The sequence below is a fragment of the Herbaspirillum sp. ST 5-3 genome (assembly GCF_004804275.1).
In the GTDB taxonomy this organism is placed as follows: Bacteria; Pseudomonadota; Gammaproteobacteria; order Burkholderiales; family Burkholderiaceae_D; genus Noviherbaspirillum.
Map to the genome: position 1 here is coordinate 12,760 of NZ_STGI01000001.1, position 18,350 is coordinate 31,109.

The 18,350-nt window shown below is 58.5% G+C and carries 15 protein-coding genes; 3 read left to right on the forward strand and 12 right to left on the reverse strand.

Annotated features, from left to right (window positions below; genetic code table 11):
• Positions 1 to 198 precede the first annotated feature (198 nt).
• The gene (locus E6W33_RS00065; protein ID WP_136413130.1) at positions 199 to 1,023 is read left to right on the forward strand and encodes a symmetrical bis(5'-nucleosyl)-tetraphosphatase; all 825 of its coding nucleotides are present in this window, start codon (positions 199 to 201) and stop codon (positions 1,021 to 1,023) included.
• On the opposite strand, the gene E6W33_RS00070 is transcribed toward E6W33_RS00065, so the two are convergent.
• The 6 genes from E6W33_RS00070 to E6W33_RS00095 are packed head-to-tail and all read right to left on the reverse strand — an operon-like array spanning position 1,002 to position 5,566.
• Positions 1,002 to 1,769 carry a lysophospholipid acyltransferase family protein gene (locus E6W33_RS00070; protein ID WP_136413131.1) on the reverse strand — a complete coding sequence of 256 codons (768 nt, stop codon included), beginning with the start codon at positions 1,767 to 1,769 and terminating at the stop codon, positions 1,002 to 1,004. The two genes, E6W33_RS00065 and E6W33_RS00070, sit on opposite strands and share 22 nt — an antisense overlap.
• Positions 1,770 to 1,780: 11 nt before the next feature.
• Positions 1,781 to 3,067 carry a dihydroorotase gene (locus E6W33_RS00075; RefSeq protein WP_136413132.1) on the reverse strand — a complete coding sequence of 429 codons (1,287 nt, stop codon included), beginning with the start codon at positions 3,065 to 3,067 and terminating at the stop codon, positions 1,781 to 1,783.
• Between the two features lie 3 nt (positions 3,068 to 3,070).
• Entirely contained in the window at positions 3,071 to 4,030 is a 960-nt protein-coding gene (locus E6W33_RS00080; RefSeq protein WP_136413133.1) for an aspartate carbamoyltransferase catalytic subunit, read from the reverse strand.
• Positions 4,023 to 4,529, reverse strand: coding sequence for a bifunctional pyr operon transcriptional regulator/uracil phosphoribosyltransferase PyrR (gene pyrR / locus E6W33_RS00085; RefSeq protein WP_136413134.1), 507 nt, complete (start codon positions 4,527 to 4,529; stop codon positions 4,023 to 4,025). Before pyrR ends, E6W33_RS00080 begins: the two co-directional genes overlap by 8 nt.
• A complete protein-coding gene (gene ruvX / locus E6W33_RS00090) occupies positions 4,516 to 4,908 on the reverse strand; it encodes a Holliday junction resolvase RuvX (RefSeq protein WP_136413135.1) in 393 nt (130 codons plus the stop codon). The genes pyrR and ruvX overlap by 14 nt, the downstream gene beginning before the upstream one ends.
• Positions 4,901 to 5,566: a YqgE/AlgH family protein gene (locus E6W33_RS00095; protein ID WP_136413136.1), complete on the reverse strand. Its 666-nt coding sequence runs from the start codon at positions 5,564 to 5,566 to the stop codon at positions 4,901 to 4,903. Before E6W33_RS00095 ends, ruvX begins: the two co-directional genes overlap by 8 nt.
• Positions 5,567 to 5,652: 86 nt before the next feature.
• Here E6W33_RS00095 and E6W33_RS00100 point away from each other — a divergent pair, with 86 nt between their 5' ends.
• Entirely contained in the window at positions 5,653 to 7,113 is a 1,461-nt protein-coding gene (locus E6W33_RS00100) for a deoxyribodipyrimidine photo-lyase (RefSeq protein ID WP_136413137.1), read from the forward strand.
• Positions 7,114 to 7,196: 83 nt separating this feature from the next.
• On the opposite strand, the gene E6W33_RS00105 is transcribed toward E6W33_RS00100, so the two are convergent.
• The 6 genes from E6W33_RS00105 to E6W33_RS00130 form a co-directional block, all read right to left on the reverse strand.
• On the reverse strand, positions 7,197 to 13,232 hold the full coding sequence (locus E6W33_RS00105) for an Hpt domain-containing protein (RefSeq protein WP_136413138.1): 6,036 nt from the start codon (positions 13,230 to 13,232) through the stop codon (positions 7,197 to 7,199).
• Positions 13,233 to 13,332: 100 nt separating this feature from the next.
• Positions 13,333 to 15,660 (reverse strand): methyl-accepting chemotaxis protein, encoded by a 2,328-nt coding sequence (locus E6W33_RS00110; protein ID WP_136413139.1) that lies wholly within the window; start codon positions 15,658 to 15,660, stop codon positions 13,333 to 13,335.
• A gap of 54 nt (positions 15,661 to 15,714) precedes the next feature.
• A complete protein-coding gene (locus E6W33_RS00115; RefSeq protein WP_136413140.1) occupies positions 15,715 to 16,290 on the reverse strand; it encodes a chemotaxis protein CheW in 576 nt (191 codons plus the stop codon).
• A gap of 9 nt (positions 16,291 to 16,299) precedes the next feature.
• Positions 16,300 to 16,665 carry a response regulator gene (locus tag E6W33_RS00120; protein ID WP_136413141.1) on the reverse strand — a complete coding sequence of 122 codons (366 nt, stop codon included), beginning with the start codon at positions 16,663 to 16,665 and terminating at the stop codon, positions 16,300 to 16,302.
• Positions 16,666 to 16,688: 23 nt separating this feature from the next.
• On the reverse strand, positions 16,689 to 17,090 hold the full coding sequence (locus tag E6W33_RS00125) for a response regulator (protein WP_136413142.1): 402 nt from the start codon (positions 17,088 to 17,090) through the stop codon (positions 16,689 to 16,691).
• 164 nt (positions 17,091 to 17,254) lie between these two features.
• Entirely contained in the window at positions 17,255 to 17,449 is a 195-nt protein-coding gene (locus E6W33_RS00130) for a rubredoxin (protein WP_168798473.1), read from the reverse strand.
• A gap of 57 nt (positions 17,450 to 17,506) precedes the next feature.
• On the opposite strand from E6W33_RS00130, the gene E6W33_RS00135 reads away from it, so the two are divergent.
• On the forward strand, positions 17,507 to 18,337 hold the full coding sequence (locus E6W33_RS00135) for a hydroxymethylpyrimidine/phosphomethylpyrimidine kinase (protein WP_136413143.1): 831 nt from the start codon (positions 17,507 to 17,509) through the stop codon (positions 18,335 to 18,337).
• Positions 18,338 to 18,350 lie beyond the last annotated feature (13 nt).

The window sequence follows — 18,350 nt, forward strand, 5'->3', positions numbered from 1 at the left end:
TATGATTTTACTCGAAATTAATTAATAAAATCTTACGACTCCATTACAACAGGATTCTTCCGCTGTATGGGTAAAGAATTGTTACGGCGACATTCCTCCGGAAAACCGGATAACCTGCTTATATAATCCTTCATTTCGGCGAGCATCTTGCGAAAAAGCAATGCTTTGTTGGATTTCTTGTTGACCAGCATCGTTTTTATGACCACTTACGCCATCGGCGACCTGCAGGGCTGCCGCCCAAAGCTGACCGAACTCCTGGAACACATTCACGCCATCTCGCCCGCCCCGCGACTGATCTTCGTCGGCGATCTCGTCAATCGCGGACCGAACTCACTGGAGACCCTCCGCGAGGTGCGAGATCTTGGCGATCGCGCCGAAGTAGTGCTCGGAAACCATGACCTGCATCTGCTCGCGGTCGCATGCGGCCTGCGCAAGCAGCACCGCTCCGACACGCTCGACGATGTACTGAACGCCCCCGACCGGGACGAATTGCTCGACTGGCTGCGCCGACGGCCTCTGGCTCTGTTCGAGAACGGTCATCTATTGGTCCACGCCGGCGTGCCGCCGCAGTGGACTGCGCCGCAGACGATGGCACTCGCTGGCGAAGTCGAAGACGTGCTGCGCAGCCCACGCTGGGTTGATTTTCTCGCGCAGATGTACGGTAACGAACCGGCAAAATGGGATGATGCACTGGAAGGCGCCGATCGCCTGCGCTGCATTGTGAATGCATTGACCCGGATTCGTTTCTGCACCGCCGACGGAAAGATGGACCTGTCCGTATCAAAGGGCGTCGAAACCGAATTGCCCGGCTATATGCGCTGGTTTGATGTGCCGGGCAGGAAGACCGAAGATGTGCCGGTCGTGTTCGGCCACTGGTCCACGCTGGGGCTGATCATGCGGCCCAATCTGATCAGCCTCGATACCGGCTGCCTGTGGGGCGGCAAGCTCAGCGCTGTCTGCCTGGAAGATCGGCGCGTGGTGCAGGTCGACTGCCCGCAATATCAGCGCCCTGGATCGATTTGATCAACGACGCGTTCGGCAGGACCGAGCGCCGATGCAATCGCGCGACGCGCCGCGTCGGCGAGTTCGCGCCGGTGCGACGCAGTACCGGTTTCGATGGTCGGCAGAAGTGTCAACTGCACGATCATGCCGCCAGCTTTCAGTACTGTCAGCATGCTTTCCAGGAAACTCATCTCGCCGACGAAATCCGCAGCAGGATGCAACCGCCCTTCCTTGTCGACGTAACGCACGGCGTAAGGTTGAACTGGCACTTCCGCTTCAATTGCCGCTTCGAACAGATTGGCATGAAAAGGCAGCAGCGTCCCCTGCGGCGCAGTTGTGCCTTCAGGGAAAAACGCGACGTGGTCGCCGGCATGAAGGCTGGTAACCAAGCCTTGGTAAATCCTCCTCACGTCGCGCAACTTGCCGCGCGAGATGAAGATAGTGCCGGTCTTTTCGCATAGCCACCCGATCAGCGGCCAGTCACGAATGTCCGACTTTGCCACGAACCGGCAGGGGTGAAACATGTTGATGACGAAGATATCGAGCCAGGAGACATGATTGGCGACGATCAACGCGCGTGGAGCGTCCTGCACGCCCTGCGCATGCCGGATCTGAACCGCGACATTGCAGAGCGCAAGCAGCTCGCGCGACCATCGCCGCACATGCCCCTGCCGCCCGGCCGCGTCGATCAGTGGAAAGATCAACGCGCAAACCGCCAGTCCTCGAAACAAATGAAGCACCACGCGCAGCAAGCGAAAAGCAACCATGCGCGCGGTGGTCAGCGTTCGAAGGCGATATGGCCGGAAACAATGGTCGCCCTCACCTGTCCGAGCAACTCATAGCCAAGGAAAGGTGTGTGCTTGCCTTGGCTGGCCAGTGTTTTCGCTTCCACTTTCCAGCGTGCGGCAGGATCGAATACGCAAACATCGGCGACGCTGCCGACGCTCAGTCTGCCCGATGCCAGGCCCACGACACGCGCCGGATCGCACGTCACTTTCGCCACAGCCTTGCTCAACGGCTGTTGCGACTTGTCGACATACTCGTCCGCCCATTTCAAGGCCAGCGACAGAAGCAATTCCAGTCCGGTCGCGCCTGGCGAGGCTTCTCCGAAGGGCAGCAACTTCTCGTCGTCATCGACCGGCGTATGGTCGGAACAGATGACGTCAATCGTCCCGTCCAGCAAGCCCTGACGAATTGCGTCGCGATCGCGCTGGGCGCGGAACGGCGGCGTAACGCGTGCGTTGGAATCGAAGAAGCCGATGTCCACGTCGGTCAGGTGCACATGGTGAGCGCCAACATCGCAGGTCACCGGCAGGCCTTCCTTCTTGGCCGCGCGGACAAGCTCGATCCCCGCTGCGGACGAGATGCGGCACAGATGGACCCGTGCTCCGGTGGCCCGCACCAGCTCGAATATCGTATGCAGCGCGACCGTTTCCGCTATCACAGGAACGCCGGGCAGCCCCAGGCGCGAAGCGACAGCCCCGCTATGCGCGATCCCGCCGCTGCCAAGATGCGGATCCTGCGGTCGCAGCCAGACGGTATATCCGAAGGTCTTCGCATACTGCATGGCGCGCATCAGTACGGTGGTGTCGAATATCGGGGAATCCGCCTGCGAAAAGCCGATGCATCCGGCTTCCGTCAGTTCGGCCATCTCGGTCAGTGCTTCCCCTTTCAAGTCCGCCGTAAGGGCGCCGAGCGGATAGACATGCGCCTGGTTCAAGCTCTTGGCGCGGTGTTTCAGCATTTCGACCAGCCCCGGTTCGTCGAGCACAGGTTCGGTGTCGGGCGGACACACCAGGCTGGTCACGCCGCCTTGCATCGCGGCCTGCATTTCGGATTCGAGGGTCGCCTTGTATTCGTAACCAGGTTCGCGCAAGCGCGCGCTCAAGTCGACCAGTCCCGGAGCCACGACCATGCCGCTGGCATCAATCGTCCGGCTTGCTGCAAACCCCTCTGGTGCCGTCCCTGTTGCGGCGATCTTGCCAGCAACGATATAGACATCCTGCTGCGCGTCGATGCCGTTGGCCGGATCGATGACGCGGCCATTCTTAATGTGGATTTTCATCGTTTAATTTCCCGCCAATATGCTCATCACCGCCATGCGCACCGCAATGCCGAATGTGACCTGCGGCAGGATCACGGCCTGCGCACCATCTGCCACCGCGGAATCGATCTCGACGCCGCGGTTCATCGGCCCCGGGTGCATCACGATAGCGTCCGGTTTGGCCAGTGCCAAACGCTCCGGCGTCAGTCCATAGCTCTTGAAGAACTCCTGCGCGGATGGCAGCAGCGCGCCGCTCATGCGCTCATTTTGCAAGCGCAACATGATGATCACGTCAACGCCTTTCAAACCCTCGTTGATATCCGTGAAAACGCGCACGCCCATCTGCTCCATGCCGCCCGGCAGCAAGGTCTGCGGCCCTACTGCGCGTACCTCGGGCACACCCAGCGTCGTCAACGCGTGTATGTCGGAGCGCGCAACGCGACTGTGCAAGATGTCGCCGACGATTGCCACCGTCAGGTTGGTGAAGTCCTTCTTGTAATGGCGGATGGTGTACATGTCCAGCAGGCCTTGCGTCGGATGCGCATGGCGGCCATCGCCCGCATTCACGACATGCACATGCGGCCGGTTGGTGTCCACCAGGTGCTTCGCGATCAGGTACGGTGCGCCCGACTGCGCATGGCGCACGACGAACATGTCGGCATGCATCGCCGCCAGGTTGTCGATCGTGTCGAGCAGGGATTCGCCCTTGGTTGTGCTCGACGCTGCGATGTTCAGATTGATCACGTCGGCAGACAGCCGCTTGGAAGCAATCTCGAAGGTTGTGCGGGTGCGTGTCGAGTTCTCGAAGAACAGGTTGAATACGCTCTTGCCGCGCATCAGCGGGACCTTCTTCACCTCGCGGTCACTGACGGAAACGAATGACGATGCCGTGTCGAGGATGTGGTTGATGATCGCTTTGGGCAGTCCTTCGATAGTGAGAAGATGCTGCAGCTCACCGTTCTTGTTCAGTTGGGGATTAAGCATGATCCACCGTCAGGGATAGTCGGCCGTCGTCGGCGCGTTGCAGGACAAGTTGTTGACCGTCGGTCAGCGTGACCGTATCCGCCACAAAATCGGCGGCAATCGGCAGCTCGCGACCACCGCGATCGACAAGGGCAGCGAGCATGATTTTCGCGGGGCGCCCGTAGTCGAACAGCTCGTTGATCGCAGCACGCGTGGTTCGCCCGGTGTACAGGACATCATCCACCAGCACGATGGTCGCGCCCTCGACCTCGAACGGAATGTGCGTCGGCTTCACCTCGGCGTGCAGTCCCTTCTCCGCATAATCGTCGCGGTAGAACGACACGTCGATGAAGCCGAGACGTTCCTGAAGCTGCAACTCGGCCGCCAGCCGTTCGGCCAGCCAGGCGCCACCGGAATAAATGCCGACAATGGCCACGTTTTCGGCGTTCGCGAGGCTCGCTTTCACGCGCTCCGCGAGCACCTTGTACAGTGCCTCGGCATCGAATTTAGGATTCGGCATAGTCATTGAAGTATTGTTGCAAAATAATTGCGGCAGCTTCGGCGTCGATCGTTTCGCCGCGCTGTTGGGAAATCACGGCGGACGAATACCGCTCGTCCACCAGCACGGTCGGCACGCCGAAACGGCCATTCAGCTGATTGGCGAATCGGCGGCAACGCACCGTCATTTCATGCTCGGCGCCGTCCGGATGGCTCGGCAAACCCACCACGCAGCAAGCCGGCTGCCATTCTTTCAACAGGACGGCAATTGCCTCGAATTTCGCGTCGTTGGTGGCGGCGGAAATGACAGTCAGCGGTTGCGCCTGCCTGACCAATGTATTGCCGACGGCAACACCAATACGTTTCAAGCCGAAATCGAAAGCGAGGACCGTCTTAGGCATGCCCCGCGTCACCCGCCAGCATGGCCGGGTCGAAACCCAGCAACTTCATCGCCGCTGAAAAACGCTCCTCGATCGGAAGATCGAAGATGATCGCCGGATCAGCGCGTACCGTCAGCCACCCATTGCGGGCGATTTCTTCTTCCAGTTGCCCGGCGCTCCATCCGGCGCAGCCAAGGCTGACAAGAATGCGTCTGGGTCCGTCGCCGGCCGCCACCGATTCCAGCACATCCTTGGACGTAGTCATTGCAATGTCGTCCGTCACCTTCATCATCGACGAGAATCCGCCATGCGGCGAATGCAGCACGAAGCCGCGCTCAACCTGCACGGGGCCGCCAAACATGACCGGCTTGCTATCGAATGGTCCGCGGTTTGCGGCAATCTCCAACTTCAGATCGATGCGCTCGAACAGCACATCCATCGTCATGTCGGTGGCCTTGTTGATGATCACACCCAAGGCGCCGCTGGTATTGTGTTCACACAAATAGATTACGGTGCCGCCGAATACAGGATCCAGCATGGACGGCATGGCAATCAGAAAATGATCGACCAGATTCAACTCGGAAGCGGGAGCGGTATCGGAAGAAGCGGAAAAATCTGGAGTGTCCTGGGGTGACCCAGGCGTCGAGGAAAACGAGCGAGTCTTTCTTGGTTTCACCATAATAAGCATTTTAACAGTTTTGGCGGCAATCTCGGCCGCGAAAACGATCAAGGTAAAGAAAGCCGGCGACGGATTCAAGAGTATCCATGAACAAGTTTGACAAGTCTCTCGTATGGTTTCGCCGCGATTTGCGGACTTTCGACCATGCAGCGCTGCATCATGCGCTCATGCAAAGCCGCCAGGTCTTCTGCGCTTTCATTTTTGACAAGAATATACTGGATCAACTGCCGCGCAAAGACAGGCGGGTCGAGTTCATTCTTGCGTGCGTGGCCGAACTCGATACTGCATTGCGCGAACTCGGCGGCGGCCTGATTGTGCGCCACGCCGCTGCGTCCGAAGAGATTCCTCGCCTGGCCGCACAACTTGGCGTCGATGCGGTCTTTGCCAACCACGACTACGAGCCGGCCGCCATTGCCCGCGACGCCGAAGTCGCATGCAAGTTGAGGGAATCCGGACGGGTCTGGCTCAGCTTCAAGGATCAGGTGATTCTCGAAAGAGCGGAAGTCCTGACCCAGTCCGGCAAGCCGTTTTCGGTGTTCACCCCCTACAAGAACGCGTGGCTGAAGAAGGTGCACTCCGGCGAGGATTTGTTTCTGGCATCCTTTCCGGTCGAGTCGCACTCGGCGCGGCTTGCGCCCGCACCCGACAGTGTTTCGGAGCCGATGCCATCCCTTACCGATCTCGGCTTCAAGCAGACCGGGCTGTCCCGACTTGATCTTCCCACCGGCATGTCTGGTGCGCAGGTATTGTTCAAGGATTTTTGCGGTCGTATGAGCAACTACCGGCGCGCACGCGACTTCCCGGCGATCAAGGGGCCATCCTACCTGTCGGTCCACTTGCGATTCGGCACGATATCGATCCGCGGCCTGGCGCGCGAAGCGTTGAATGCCCTACGCAGTCCGGACAGCGACGGTGCGGCGGCCTGGCTCTCGGAACTCATCTGGCGCGACTTCTATTTCATGATCCTGCACCACCATCCGCATGTCGTCACTGGCGCATTCAAGCCGGAGTACGACGCCATTCAGTGGGAACGCGGCGCGTATGCAATGCAACTTTTCAAGGCGTGGTGCGAAGCCCGAACCGGTTATCCGTTGGTGGACGCGGCCATGCTTCAATTGAACCAGACCGGCTATATGCACAATCGGCTGCGCATGGTCACTGCAAGCTTCCTGATCAAGGATCTTGGCATTGACTGGCGCTGGGGCGAGCGCTATTTCGCGGAGCGACTGAACGACTACGATTTGGCTGCCAATAACGGTGGATGGCAATGGGCAGCATCATCAGGTTGCGATGCGCAGCCCTATTTCAGAATCTTCAATCCGGTCGCGCAGTCGGAGAAATTCGACGCCGAAGGAAAGTTCATCCGCCGTTACCTGCCGCAACTCAGCAAAGTACCGACAAAGTATATCCATGCGCCTTGGTTAATGCCTGCCATGGATGCGCGTGAGTCAGGCTTGGGCGCCGACTACCCACTCCCGATTGTGCAGCACGAAGAAGCGCGCATGCGCACGCTGGAGCGATATGCAGTCGTCCGGTCGAATCGCTGATCGTTCGGCCGTAATGCCTGACTGCTGGAAAACAAAAGCCCGCCGTTTGGCGGGCTTTTGCGATTGAAAGTTGTGTCCGAGCCTCAGGCGATCGGCGTTTCCTTCTTGACGAATTCCGCAATCAGGCCAAGCAGTTGTTCTTCCTGATACGGTTTCCCAAGATACTCGTTCACGCCAAGCTCCAGTGCGTAGTTGCGATGTTTGCCGGCAGTGCGGGAAGTAATCATGATGATAGGAATATGACGCGTCCGCTCATCACCGCGCACGTTGCGGGTCAGATCGAACCCGTCCATACGCGGCATTTCGATATCGACCAGCATCACATCCGGCGTCAAGGATTGCAGGTGCTCAAGCGCATCCACGCCATCTTTCGCCAGCACGACCTGATATCCCTCACGCGCCAGCAAGCGCTGCGTCACCCGCCGCACCGTCAGTGAATCATCGACCACCATCACGATGCTTTGTGTGCGCAGGCCTTGCACCGGCTCTGCCGTGGGCGTGGATGGTGTCTGCGCCGCCATTTCGGCGACTGCACCCATCGACGCAGGCGCATCGGAAGCAATGATCCGCGGCGCGCGTATGTTCTCTTGAACTGAACGCTGTGACAGCGGCACCGGATTCAGGATGAGCACGATGTCGCCGGAGCCCAGCACGGTCGCGCCGGCAATGCCGATTAAACGGGCCAATTGCGGGCCGATATTCTTGACCACCACCTCGCGGTTGCCGATGATTTCGTCCACGTGGACCGCGACGCGATCATGGCCGCTCTTCAAGATCATCAAGGGCGAATAATGCTGGGACACCGGCGAAGCCGTAGTATCGCCCAGCAAGGTCGACAGGTAATACATCGGAACGCGCTGCCCCTGCCAGATAACCGCGCCATCGTTATAGGCCGAGGCGAGCGCATTGGTCTTGAGCTGCTGCACCTGCTCCACCAGTACCGAAGGCACTGCATATGTCTTGCCGCCCGTGGAGAGCAGCACCACCTGGGTAACCGCCAGCGTCAACGGCAGATGAATAGTGAAGTGCGTTCCCTTGCCCGGTTCCGACCAGGTCGAAACACGTCCACCCAAGGCTGCCGCCTCAGAGCGGACCACGTCCATCCCGATCCCGCGCCCGGCGAGTTCGGTAATTTCCTCCGCAGTGGAGAACCCAGGATGAAAAATCAGGTCGGTCACTTCTTCGTCCGACATGTCGCTATCGTTGGTCAGCAAACCAATGTGTCGCGCCTTGTCGCGTATCCGCCCGATGTTCAGGCCCTGCCCGTCATCAGAGAACTCGATCACAACCTCGTTACCGTCCTGGCGAATTTCCACCAGCAATTCGCCGGTTTCATTCTTTCCTGCAGCGCGACGTGCCTCGCGCTGTTCGATACCGTGAACAATCGCATTGCGCAGCAGATGCTCGAACGGACCGGTCATCTTCTCCAGCACGCTACGGTCGATTTCCACTGCGCTGCCGCGGATGTCGAGATTGACCCGCTTGTCCATTTCCTTGGCGGTCTGCCGTGTAACGCGGTACAGGCGTTCCGAGATGCTCGCAAACTGGACCATGCGCACCCGCATCAGGTCTTGCTGCAGATCGCGCGTCAAACGAGCCTGTGCCGACAAGTCATCCGATGCGCTGTCCAGTGTCTTGACCAGGTTTTGATGCACCGAGCCGACGTCGTTCACGCTTTCCGCCATCATGCGGGTCAGTTCCTGCAAGCGCGTGAAACGGTCGAATTCCAGAGGGTCGAATTCACGATCGGCCGAGTGCGCCATGCGCGAAGTGATCTGCGTTTCGGCCTGCATTTCAATTTCGCGCAACTGATCGCGCAGCCGCACCACGTTTTCGGTCAATTCGCCCAGGGACTGCTTCAAGGTATCGACTTCCGTCTCCAGCTTGGATCGGGAAATGGAAACTTCACCGGCCTGGTTGACGAGGCGATCCAGAATGTCAGCACGCACGCGAACCAGGGGCGCGGGCCCTGTTGGCGCCGCAAGGGGGCGTGCCGCCGGCGTCTTGACCGATGCCAGCCGCCCTGCCTGAATCGGCATCAGCGGTGCCAAAACCACGGGTTCCGCGACTGCCGGCAATTCTGTGGCAGCATCCCCAGCCGGGTCTGCCGGTGCCGGCTGGGCCGTCGCTGCCTGCGGGTTCTGCAATTGCTCGAACATTTGCAGGCCCTGGTCATATCGAATCAGCAGATCCTCAATGGCAAGCGGCGAGGGCACGCCGAGGCGCATGATGTTCTCGATGCGCGTCTCCATATCGTGCAAATGCTGTCCGAGGCCCATGGCACCCGCCATGCGCGCACTTCCCTTGAGGGTATGCAAGGAACGCAGCGTCGAGTGCGGCAAACTGAGGTTTGCAGGCTGATCCTGCCAGCCACGCAGCGCTGCTCCGAGTTGCGGCAGGATGTCGCGCCCCTCTTCGAAGAAAACCGGCAGGAGGTCGGCATCAAGCTCATCTTTGAGGACAAGCGCAGGATCTGTTGTTGTATCGGACTCGCCAGCAAATACTGGCTCCACAAAGGGTAAAGTGCTCACCGGCTCCGGCATGGCGACCGGCGGTTCGGTTCCAGCCCGGTCTTGCGAGAACGGCTCTTCCCGTCCAAGCTCAGGAACTGTCTCCGGTTCAACGGCGGCCATTGGTTCGCTGATGTCCGTTGCCCGCGGAGCCGGACTGTGTTCATGAGAAGCGTGTGTAAATGCCGCCATTGGCACTTCGCTCTGGGACGCGCGCGTCTCGATGTCCTGCACAATGCCGTTCAGAAGCCGCACGTACTCTGGCTGATGTGTCGGCAGCTCACCCAAGGCGAACTTCTGCAGCATCAACTTCATCCATTCGATGCTTTGCTCGAGCGTGTCGAAATTGTAATCGGTCAGCCGAACCGGCTTTCGCATCAGGGATTGCAGTGCGATTTCGAGCGCGTGGGCCACTTCCTGAAGCGCCGTAAAACCGACGGTTGCGGAACTGCCGGAGAGTGAATGTGCCGCATGCACCGACTGCACGCTGACATGGCGGTCCGGCTCATGCCGCCACTCGGCGAGATCCTGCGCCAGAATCCGGACCAATTCATCCGTCTCAGCCAGATAAATGTTATGGAGCGGAACGCTGATTTCCAGGTCGCCAATGCGTTTGACGTTGTCGTTGTGCTTGACCTCCGGCGCGTGCATTGTCGGGAATTCAATCACTTCGGCGATTGCAACGACGGGGGCAGTCGGCGCGAGCGATTCTGCAACAGGCACGCAGACCGGGTCGACAGACGCCACCGCATCTCTCTCCGCATCGAACATCGCCATGTCGGCGTCCGACAAGTTGACCTCCTCGGCCTGCGGCAATGCCGTCCCGGGCTCAGTCGCCATGTCAAACTCGTCGTCGCAGGATGCGGTACTGTCGGCCGTCATTTCGGCTGGCGCAATCGTCCCCGAATCAGAGTCCACCACCGGTGCGTCAACCTGAAATTCTTGATCGTCTACCGTTACGTCCTCGACGACCTGCCTATCCTCGAAATCGGTGGCGATGTCATCAACAGGTGTTTGCGCGACATTCAAAGCGGGCTCGGATGTCCCTTCTCCCCTAGTTTCATCCTCATAGACAAACTGGCCGCCCGACTTGACGCGCTCGGCGGCTGCAACCAACGCATCTTGCGTATGGCTCGACTTGCCCTCGTGCTTGAGGTCCTGCACCCAGTCCCCCAGCACATCCGCTGCCTTGTCCAGCAGAGCGTACAGTTCCGCATCGCCACCGCGCGCCTCCGACAAGCGCAGGTTCAGCACCTGTTCGATACTCCACGCTGCCTCGCCAAAAGCAACCAGGCCGACCATGCGGCTGCTACCCTTCAAGGTGTGAAACGAACGACGAAGTGTGGTGAGATGTTCCTGGTTATGCGACTGGTTGCGCGACTCCGGCAACGTCTGCATTACGGTGCCAAGCACTTCTTCTGCTTCGGACAAAAAAATCTCAAGAAGCTCTGCGTCGACCGCCGCATCGCTCGAAGGGGTGACGACGGGTGGCAAGGTATCGGCCGCGGGCATAACCGGGACCGTTGCAGAAATGATGTCCACCAGTGCCTCTTGCGAGGCCGAGAAATCCGGACGTTCCAGGATTTCAATGCCTGCCTTTGCACGATCATTCGCCTCGGGATTGTCGACCAGCGTCGCGTCCAGCCGTATCTGTTCGAGCGATTCCTTCAGTTGCTCCTGCAGCACCTGATTGCCGGGCTCCGCAGTCAAAGACATCGCCAGTTCAGCTGAATGCTGCTGCGAAAACGCCAGCTCATCCTCCACGGTAGGCAGCTCCGGCGACGCGGCCTCGGCGGGCGGAAGATCGAAACCCGCAACAGACTCCGGCTCCGCTACCGTGTCAGGGAGAAAAGGGTCAGGAGTGGAATTTCTTTCGACCAGCTTGGCATGAAATACGCCTTGGCCTTCGTCAAACGAGAATCGCTTCTTCGCCTCGTCAGATTGATGCTCCAAGGTCTCGATGAAGAAGCTCAGCGCCCCGACGTTTTGTGCCACCAGCTGGAACTCCTGCACAGGCGGCGCATTTTCTTCTTCAGAGTCAATGAATCGCCGTACCGCGGCTCTGGTGTGCTGAATGGTGCGGACGGCGTCCGTCTGATCGAGCACCGCCAGTGCGCCTTCGATCTGATGCAAAATCAAATCCAGTTGGCCCAGCGAGTTGCGCTGCGACGGGTCACGGAAATATTCGTCGAGCATTTTCTCGACCTGACGCAGACTTGCCTGCATTTCGCCGGCCAGCGCTGTCATTGTCTGCCGCTGCTGCGCTTCGCGCGACATGTCGTCCAGCCAGTCGGCCGCCTGTGTCGGCGTCTCCCCTGAAACGACCGCCAGAAGGCGCGCGGTCATTGCATCGGCCCGCTCCGCGAAGTTGGGCGACAGACGGCCGATTTGATTCAAGGAATTTTCTACGAACAGCAAGCTGGTCGCCATTTCCAGCCCCAGCATGTCACCGGGCTTGGCGCGCGCCGCATGGCGTGCAATCCCCTTCAGTTCACGCAACAGCTTTGTCAATGGAATGGAGTTCAGCCTGGCGCCTGCTTCAGCCAGAGCACGCATTTCATGCTCGAAGGACTCCGCGACACTGGCGTCACCACCTGCGATCCGGTTCCACATGTTTTTCGCCTGCGACAGCCGCTCTTTCGCTGCGGCGAGTGCATCGACATCGATCTGCCCGTAACGTTTGGTGTCGTAATCGGACGGCACCAGTCCATCCAATTGGTAGGCAGCGCGAATTTGCCGCGCACGCGGAGATGGGTCGGGCGTCTTTGCAATAAAAAATAACGCATCGCGCAGCAGTCTTTCCGCAATGCTGGAAGAGCCCTGACACAGGCGGCGGATCTGGAGATTGATGCGCGCAAACAGCTGCTTGACATAGATCTCATTCGAAATCTGTCCAGCCGAAACTGCTTCGGACAAGCCATGCATGACCCACCAGAAGGCCCGTGCCTGCTGGTTTCCCTGCAGGCTTTCGATCTCGCCAACAATGTCACGCATGACTGCGGCATTTTTCAGCTCGGTACTACGATCCGAGCTCTTCAAGAACGGCAGAAGTGCCTGCTCGAAGCGTTTGCGTAGACTGACGAACCGTGCCGATGCCGGTGGTGTGGCAGGGCCGGTACCCGGCAGTTGCGGTCGAATTGCCAAGTTAGGGAAAAACAGATCGGCCGGATGGATGCGTTCAGCGCCGCGCGCTTCAAGCAGCGCCCGGTAGTAAGGGAACAGGCGCACCGGCTGATGCGGCATGCCTGACATCAGTTCGTCGAGATATTCGATCAATGCCTGGTAGCCGTTGTCGATGGCTTGGGCCAACTCCTGGCTGAGCGGCAGCTGCCCGGCATCCACACGGTCAAGCAAGTCTTCGACGGTTTCCGTAATAATCGCGATACCGTCGACATCGACAATTTGCAGCGCACCATGCGCCTGGTGCAGGTAAGTCTTCGCATGACGCATGGACGTCATCTGCGCCTCTGCATCCTGTGCGATGGCGTCGTGGATCGCCGCCTTGGAGCGGTTAAGCGCTTCGCGGATTTCACCTATCACCCAAGACAGCGGTCCGGTATCGAAGTTGACCCGGGCGCCTTGCGATGAATTGGAAGAAGAGGTGGTCATGACTGCCTCGCGGGGTCAAATGGCGGCAAGCCGTCATAACGGCCAGCCGCCAAGCATCACTAATGGGTCATCAGGCCGGTCGCCGACAATACGATTCGTTTCAAGCAGCTACGCGGAAACGAGACACCGAGTTCTTGAGTTCTTCGGCCAGCTTGGAGAGTTCGCGAATGGACTGCGCGGTCTGCTGCGTACCCTGTTGCGTCTGCTCGGTCACCGTCAGAATGTTCTGGATGTTTTGCGCAACACCGTTGGCCGACGTTGCCTGCTGCTCGGTCGCCGCAGAAATGCTTTGAATCAGGTCCGCGAGACGGTTCGACACGCTTCGGATCTCGGCCAGCGCGGCACCGGCAGCGTCCGACAGCTTGGCCCCTTCAACCACACCCTGCGTCGATTTTTCCATAGCGGCTACCGCATCGTGCGTATCGGTCTGAATGGTGCGCACCAGCGCACCGATCTGCTTGGTCGCCTCGCCGGAACGTTCCGCAAGACGCTGAACTTCTTCTGCAACCACCGAGAAGCCGCGGCCCGCTTCGCCCGCAGACGCCGCCTGAATCGCAGCGTTCAATGCCAGCACGTTGGTCTGCTCGGTAATGTCTGAAATCAGTTCGGTGATTTCGCCAATCTCCTGGGATGATTCGCCCAGCCGCTTGATTCGCTTGGAGGTTTCCTGGATCTGTTCGCGAATTTCGTTCATGCCCTTGATCGCGTCTTCCACCGCCTTCGCGCCTTGTTCCGCAGCCGTCACCGACTGCCGCGCCACTTCGGCGGACTCATTTGCGGATTTCGACACATCGGTAATCTGCACAGCCATTTCAAGTACCGCCTGACCGGTTTCCTGAATCTCGCGCGATTGTTTCTGTGATGCCATCAACAATTCGTTGGAAATATTCTGCGCCTGGTCGGATGCGGCAGTAACCTGTTCGGCGGTTTTCGTCACACGTCCGACCAGACCGCGCAGCTCTTCCACCGTATAGTTCACCGAGTCGGCGATCGCACCTGTAATGTCTTCCGACACGGTTGCCTGCACCGTCAAGTCGCCGTCCGCCACTTCCTGCAATTCATTCATCAGCCGCAAAATAGCAGCCTGGTTCTGGTCATTGGCGCGCTTGGCCTCTTCCTCCTTCTGGAGTGCGAGCAGACGCTGGTCTTCCGCTTCCTGACGCCGCTGGTCCGCTTCCTTGGTGCGGTTGCGGCTGTCTTGCAGCAGGACCAGCGCGATACCGACCGCCGCAAGCAACGCGGCCAGGGCACTGACGCCCATCAGCCAGAACGACCAGTGCAGCGAGTCTTCCTCGCCACGATAGGCTTGCTGCAGATTGGTGATGCGCTGCTTCAGCGTCTCGTTCTCAGCGAAGATCAGTTGTTCAGATTGTTTTGCAGCGATGAAGTTTTGGAGGTTGCCGAGAATCGACGCGACCGATTGTTGGTATTCAGCGAAAGCGGTCTGCAGCTCTGTGAGTTTCTCGCGCGTATCCTGATCCTTAGTCGCAGACAGACGCAACACGTCGCTGCCATTCAGGAAGCCCTCGGTAATGTCACGGAAGGTGTTGGTATCCTTGCCCAGCAGGAACGCCGTTTCCGGGTTCACACCTTCGGACGTCAGGAATTCGTTCGCACTACGGCCCAAACGCTGGGTCAACATGACGAGCTGGCCAGCTGCAGAAATTTCACGCGGCGTAGCACCGCCCTGCGCTTTCAATGTGGCAATCTGTTCCGTCAACTCCAGCAGAACCGGTGACAAGGCATTCAGTTTCTGCAGGGTTGTGCCAAAACCGGTCAATTCCTTCTTCAGCTTCAGGATGGTGTCGGCGGCTTTATCGGAGTTGCTCCAAACCTTCTGCGTATCCTTCAGCATCGCTTCCATCTGCGCGTTCGGAGCGTCGATCGCACGTCCCTGATAATCACCGCCTTTGGAAAGAACCGTCAGATCGCGATTGAAGTCCTTGCGGCTTTCCTCGAGCTGCTTGAACGCCTCCGGATTGCCCTGGATCGCGTTCGGCGCCGCTTTACCGATACGTTGCGAGTGCATCAGCGCATCACCGGCAATCTGGGTCTGGGTTGACGCCAGAATCGAATGCGTGGAATTCATCCACACGAAAACACCGCCGAGAACAAGCGACGCGCCGAGCATTCCCAGCAAGGCCCGCACTTGCTGCTGCAAAGGCAAGTGACCAATCAGTGGCAGACGAATATCGCCCGATTTCTGGAGCGCATCACCGATAAAGGTTGCGTTCAGATTGCGCTCGGGCGCAATCTGGGCCAGCGGCACGGCTGCAGCTCCCGAAGCAGCGAGGTCGACCTCGGCAAGCACGGTATTGGCAGCTTCAACTTGACTGCTGGACGCCACCGGCTCGCGCTCGGCCAAATCGGCTACTTCAGCAAGTCCAGCATCATTGCTCTTGGACGAGAACGGAAGATTAAACGCCATTACTGAGTCTCCTCATCAATTACGGTATGCGGCCCGGCAGTTTGACCCGGCGGCTTATAAACCCACGTGCAAGAATTGCGGATCTTGTACGATCAAAGAAAGGTCGAGTTCTGTCCAGACTTGGGACTCTCGATCGAGATAGCGTTGCAGCGCCCATGGCGTGTCAGCTGTGCCGGAGTCGCTCTGCGGCTCCATTTCAGTAACATTGCGCAAGCCCATGACGCGCGAAACCAGGAGGCCGCTATTGAAAGACAAGGAAGGAGCAAACGCGATAATCCGACTTTCCTTGTCGATCGGAGTTGGCGGCATTCCGCGGAAATGCGCGAGGTCGATCACGCTGATCAGGTTGCCCCGGATGTTGGTCAATCCGAGGAACCAGTCCTGCGTCAGTGGCACCTTGGTAATGGTACCCACCGACACGATTTCGCCCGCTTCCTGCAGTTTCAGCAGCCAGCGGGTTTGGCCAATCATGACACCGAGCTGACTGGCGGTTGCTTGCGCGCCAGTGCTCGCCGCATGCATGCGTTCGACAAGCCGCGCCTGAAACTCGCGCAAGCGAGTACGACGAGCACCGATGTCGTGCTCTTTCGGGGCGGTTTGCGACGCAAGATCCAAATTGGACGTGGTCATTTGGTGCGGTTAGCCAAGTGCCGCGATTTTCGACAGCAATTCCTGGGGATCGACCGGCTTGACGATGTAATCACGCGCACCTTGGCGCAAACCCCAGATACGGTCGGTTTCCTGATTCTTGCTCGTACAGATGATGATAGGCACGTCTTGCGTTTCCGGATCGCGTGCGATGGCACGGGTAATCTGAAAACCGTTCTGACCCGGCATCACGACGTCCATGAGAATGAGTTGAGGCTTGTCCGCCTTCACCTTCAGCATCGCTTCCTCGCCGTTTTCAGCGGTAGAAACGGAATACCCGTTCTTGATCAAAATATCTGTCAAGAAATAACGTTCTGTCGGAGAGTCGTCCACAACAAGAATTTTTTGTATGGGCATCTTGAACCTTTAACGCAGAAAAATTACTTGGAAAGTACCTGAGCGGTGTATTCGCGCACGGTCTTGAGCAGACTGTCCTTGGTAAACGGTTTAGTGAGATAGGCATCTGATCCAACCATCGCGCCGCGCGCCCGATCAAACAGGCCATCCTTCGAGGACAACATGATTACCGGCGTTGAATGAAACTTCGCGCTTTTCTTGATCAGTGCGCAAGTCTGATAGCCATCGAGCCTCGGCATCAGGATGTCGCAAAAAATCAAGGCCGGCTTGTGATCATTCATCTTGGCAAGCGCATCAAAGCCATCATCGGCAAGAACGACCTGATATCCAGCCTGCCCCAGAAAGATCTCTGCCGAACGACGTATCGTGCTGCTGTCGTCGATGACCATGATCTTGAGGCTGCTGTTATCCAGTGATGTTGTCATGACGTAATCTCATTAAACTTCCGCCCACTATACGGCGCTACTGTAACAAAAAGCAAGGTGCTTTAGAACAACACCCTCTACAGTTTTCGGCCTACGTGGTTTTTCTGCGAAACTTAATAAAATTCTAACATTGACTACTGGAATCGTGTCCGATTACTTTCTTATCAGATCGCGACCATCTCGAAATCCTCCTTGCGCGCCCCGCATTCCGGACAGGTCCAGTTCATCGGAACATCCTCCCAGCGCGTCCCGGGCGCAATGCCTTCATCCGGCAGGCCAGCGGCCTCGTCATAGACCCAGCCGCAAATCAGGCACATCCAGGTTTTGAATTCTCCGCTCGACGTTTCGTTATTACTCACAGTTGACTGCCCTTCAATCAAGTAAAATGCAAAGTCGATTATCTTAATCTACCGGCCGTGCAAAACCAAACTTCCCCCCTGATTCTGACTTTCGGCGCTGCGGATCCAATTGGCGCAATCGGCATACAGGCTGATCTCGCCTCATTTGCGGCCATGGGATGCTACGGATTGTCCGTCATCACGTCGATTCTGATCGCCGATACGGCGCGCATTGAAGACATGCAGATAACCGACGCCGATTGGGTCGCCGATCAGGCGCGTGTCGTGCTGGAAGACATGCCGGTCGCCGCCTTCAAGGTCGGTGCCGTCGGCAGCATCGAAAACGTCTCCGTCATTGCGGAGATCGTGTCGGATTATCCCGACGTTCCCCTGATACTTGATCCGTTTCTTTCGTCGATGCCAGACCAGGGGCAGGATAGCGAAGACATGCTGGTAGCAATCCGCGAGCTGCTGATTCCGCAGACGACGCTTTTCCTCGCCTCCGCAGTCGAACTCGCACGACTCGCCGAAACTTGGCGTGAGCCATCGACGGAGGACATGCTGGCCCTGGATGCGATGCGCATCATCGACATGGGCTGCGAATACCTGTTTGTGACAGGGACTCCAGGTGACGTGCATGAGGTGTCCAACATGCTGTTCGACGAATCCGGCATGCTGCGCAACGATGCATGGCAACGCCTGCCCGGGTCGTTCAACGGTGCGGGCAGCACCTTGTCCGCCACCATTGCAGCCATGCTCGCAAATGGCGTGGACGCACCGGAGGCGGTCTTCGAGGCGCAGGAATTCACCCATGCGGCGCTGGCCAACGCGCATCGACTAGGGATGGGAAAGCTGACGCCGGATCGCTATTTCTGGGCGCGCGAACCCGATCCGAACGCCAACCAATAACCCACTCCTCTTT

Bases quoted from the DNA above. Each gene is read 5' to 3' on its own strand.
- E6W33_RS00065 (WP_136413130.1), top strand. From the start codon at position 199: ATGACCACTTACGCCATCGGCGACCTGCAGGGCTGCCGCCCAAAGCTG.
- E6W33_RS00070 (WP_136413131.1), bottom strand. From the start codon at position 1,769: ATGGTTGCTTTTCGCTTGCTGCGCGTGGTGCTTCATTTGTTTCGAGGA.
- E6W33_RS00075 (WP_136413132.1), bottom strand. From the start codon at position 3,067: ATGAAAATCCACATTAAGAATGGCCGCGTCATCGATCCGGCCAACGGC.
- E6W33_RS00080 (WP_136413133.1), bottom strand. From the start codon at position 4,030: ATGCTTAATCCCCAACTGAACAAGAACGGTGAGCTGCAGCATCTTCTC.
- pyrR (WP_136413134.1), bottom strand. From the start codon at position 4,529: ATGCCGAATCCTAAATTCGATGCCGAGGCACTGTACAAGGTGCTCGCG.
- ruvX (WP_136413135.1), bottom strand. From the start codon at position 4,908: ATGCCTAAGACGGTCCTCGCTTTCGATTTCGGCTTGAAACGTATTGGT.
- E6W33_RS00095 (WP_136413136.1), bottom strand. From the start codon at position 5,566: ATGGTGAAACCAAGAAAGACTCGCTCGTTTTCCTCGACGCCTGGGTCA.
- E6W33_RS00100 (WP_136413137.1), top strand. From the start codon at position 5,653: ATGAACAAGTTTGACAAGTCTCTCGTATGGTTTCGCCGCGATTTGCGG.
- E6W33_RS00105 (WP_136413138.1), bottom strand. From the start codon at position 13,232: ATGACCACCTCTTCTTCCAATTCATCGCAAGGCGCCCGGGTCAACTTC.
- E6W33_RS00110 (WP_136413139.1), bottom strand. From the start codon at position 15,660: ATGGCGTTTAATCTTCCGTTCTCGTCCAAGAGCAATGATGCTGGACTT.
- E6W33_RS00115 (WP_136413140.1), bottom strand. From the start codon at position 16,290: ATGACCACGTCCAATTTGGATCTTGCGTCGCAAACCGCCCCGAAAGAG.
- E6W33_RS00120 (WP_136413141.1), bottom strand. From the start codon at position 16,665: ATGCCCATACAAAAAATTCTTGTTGTGGACGACTCTCCGACAGAACGT.
- E6W33_RS00125 (WP_136413142.1), bottom strand. From the start codon at position 17,090: ATGACAACATCACTGGATAACAGCAGCCTCAAGATCATGGTCATCGAC.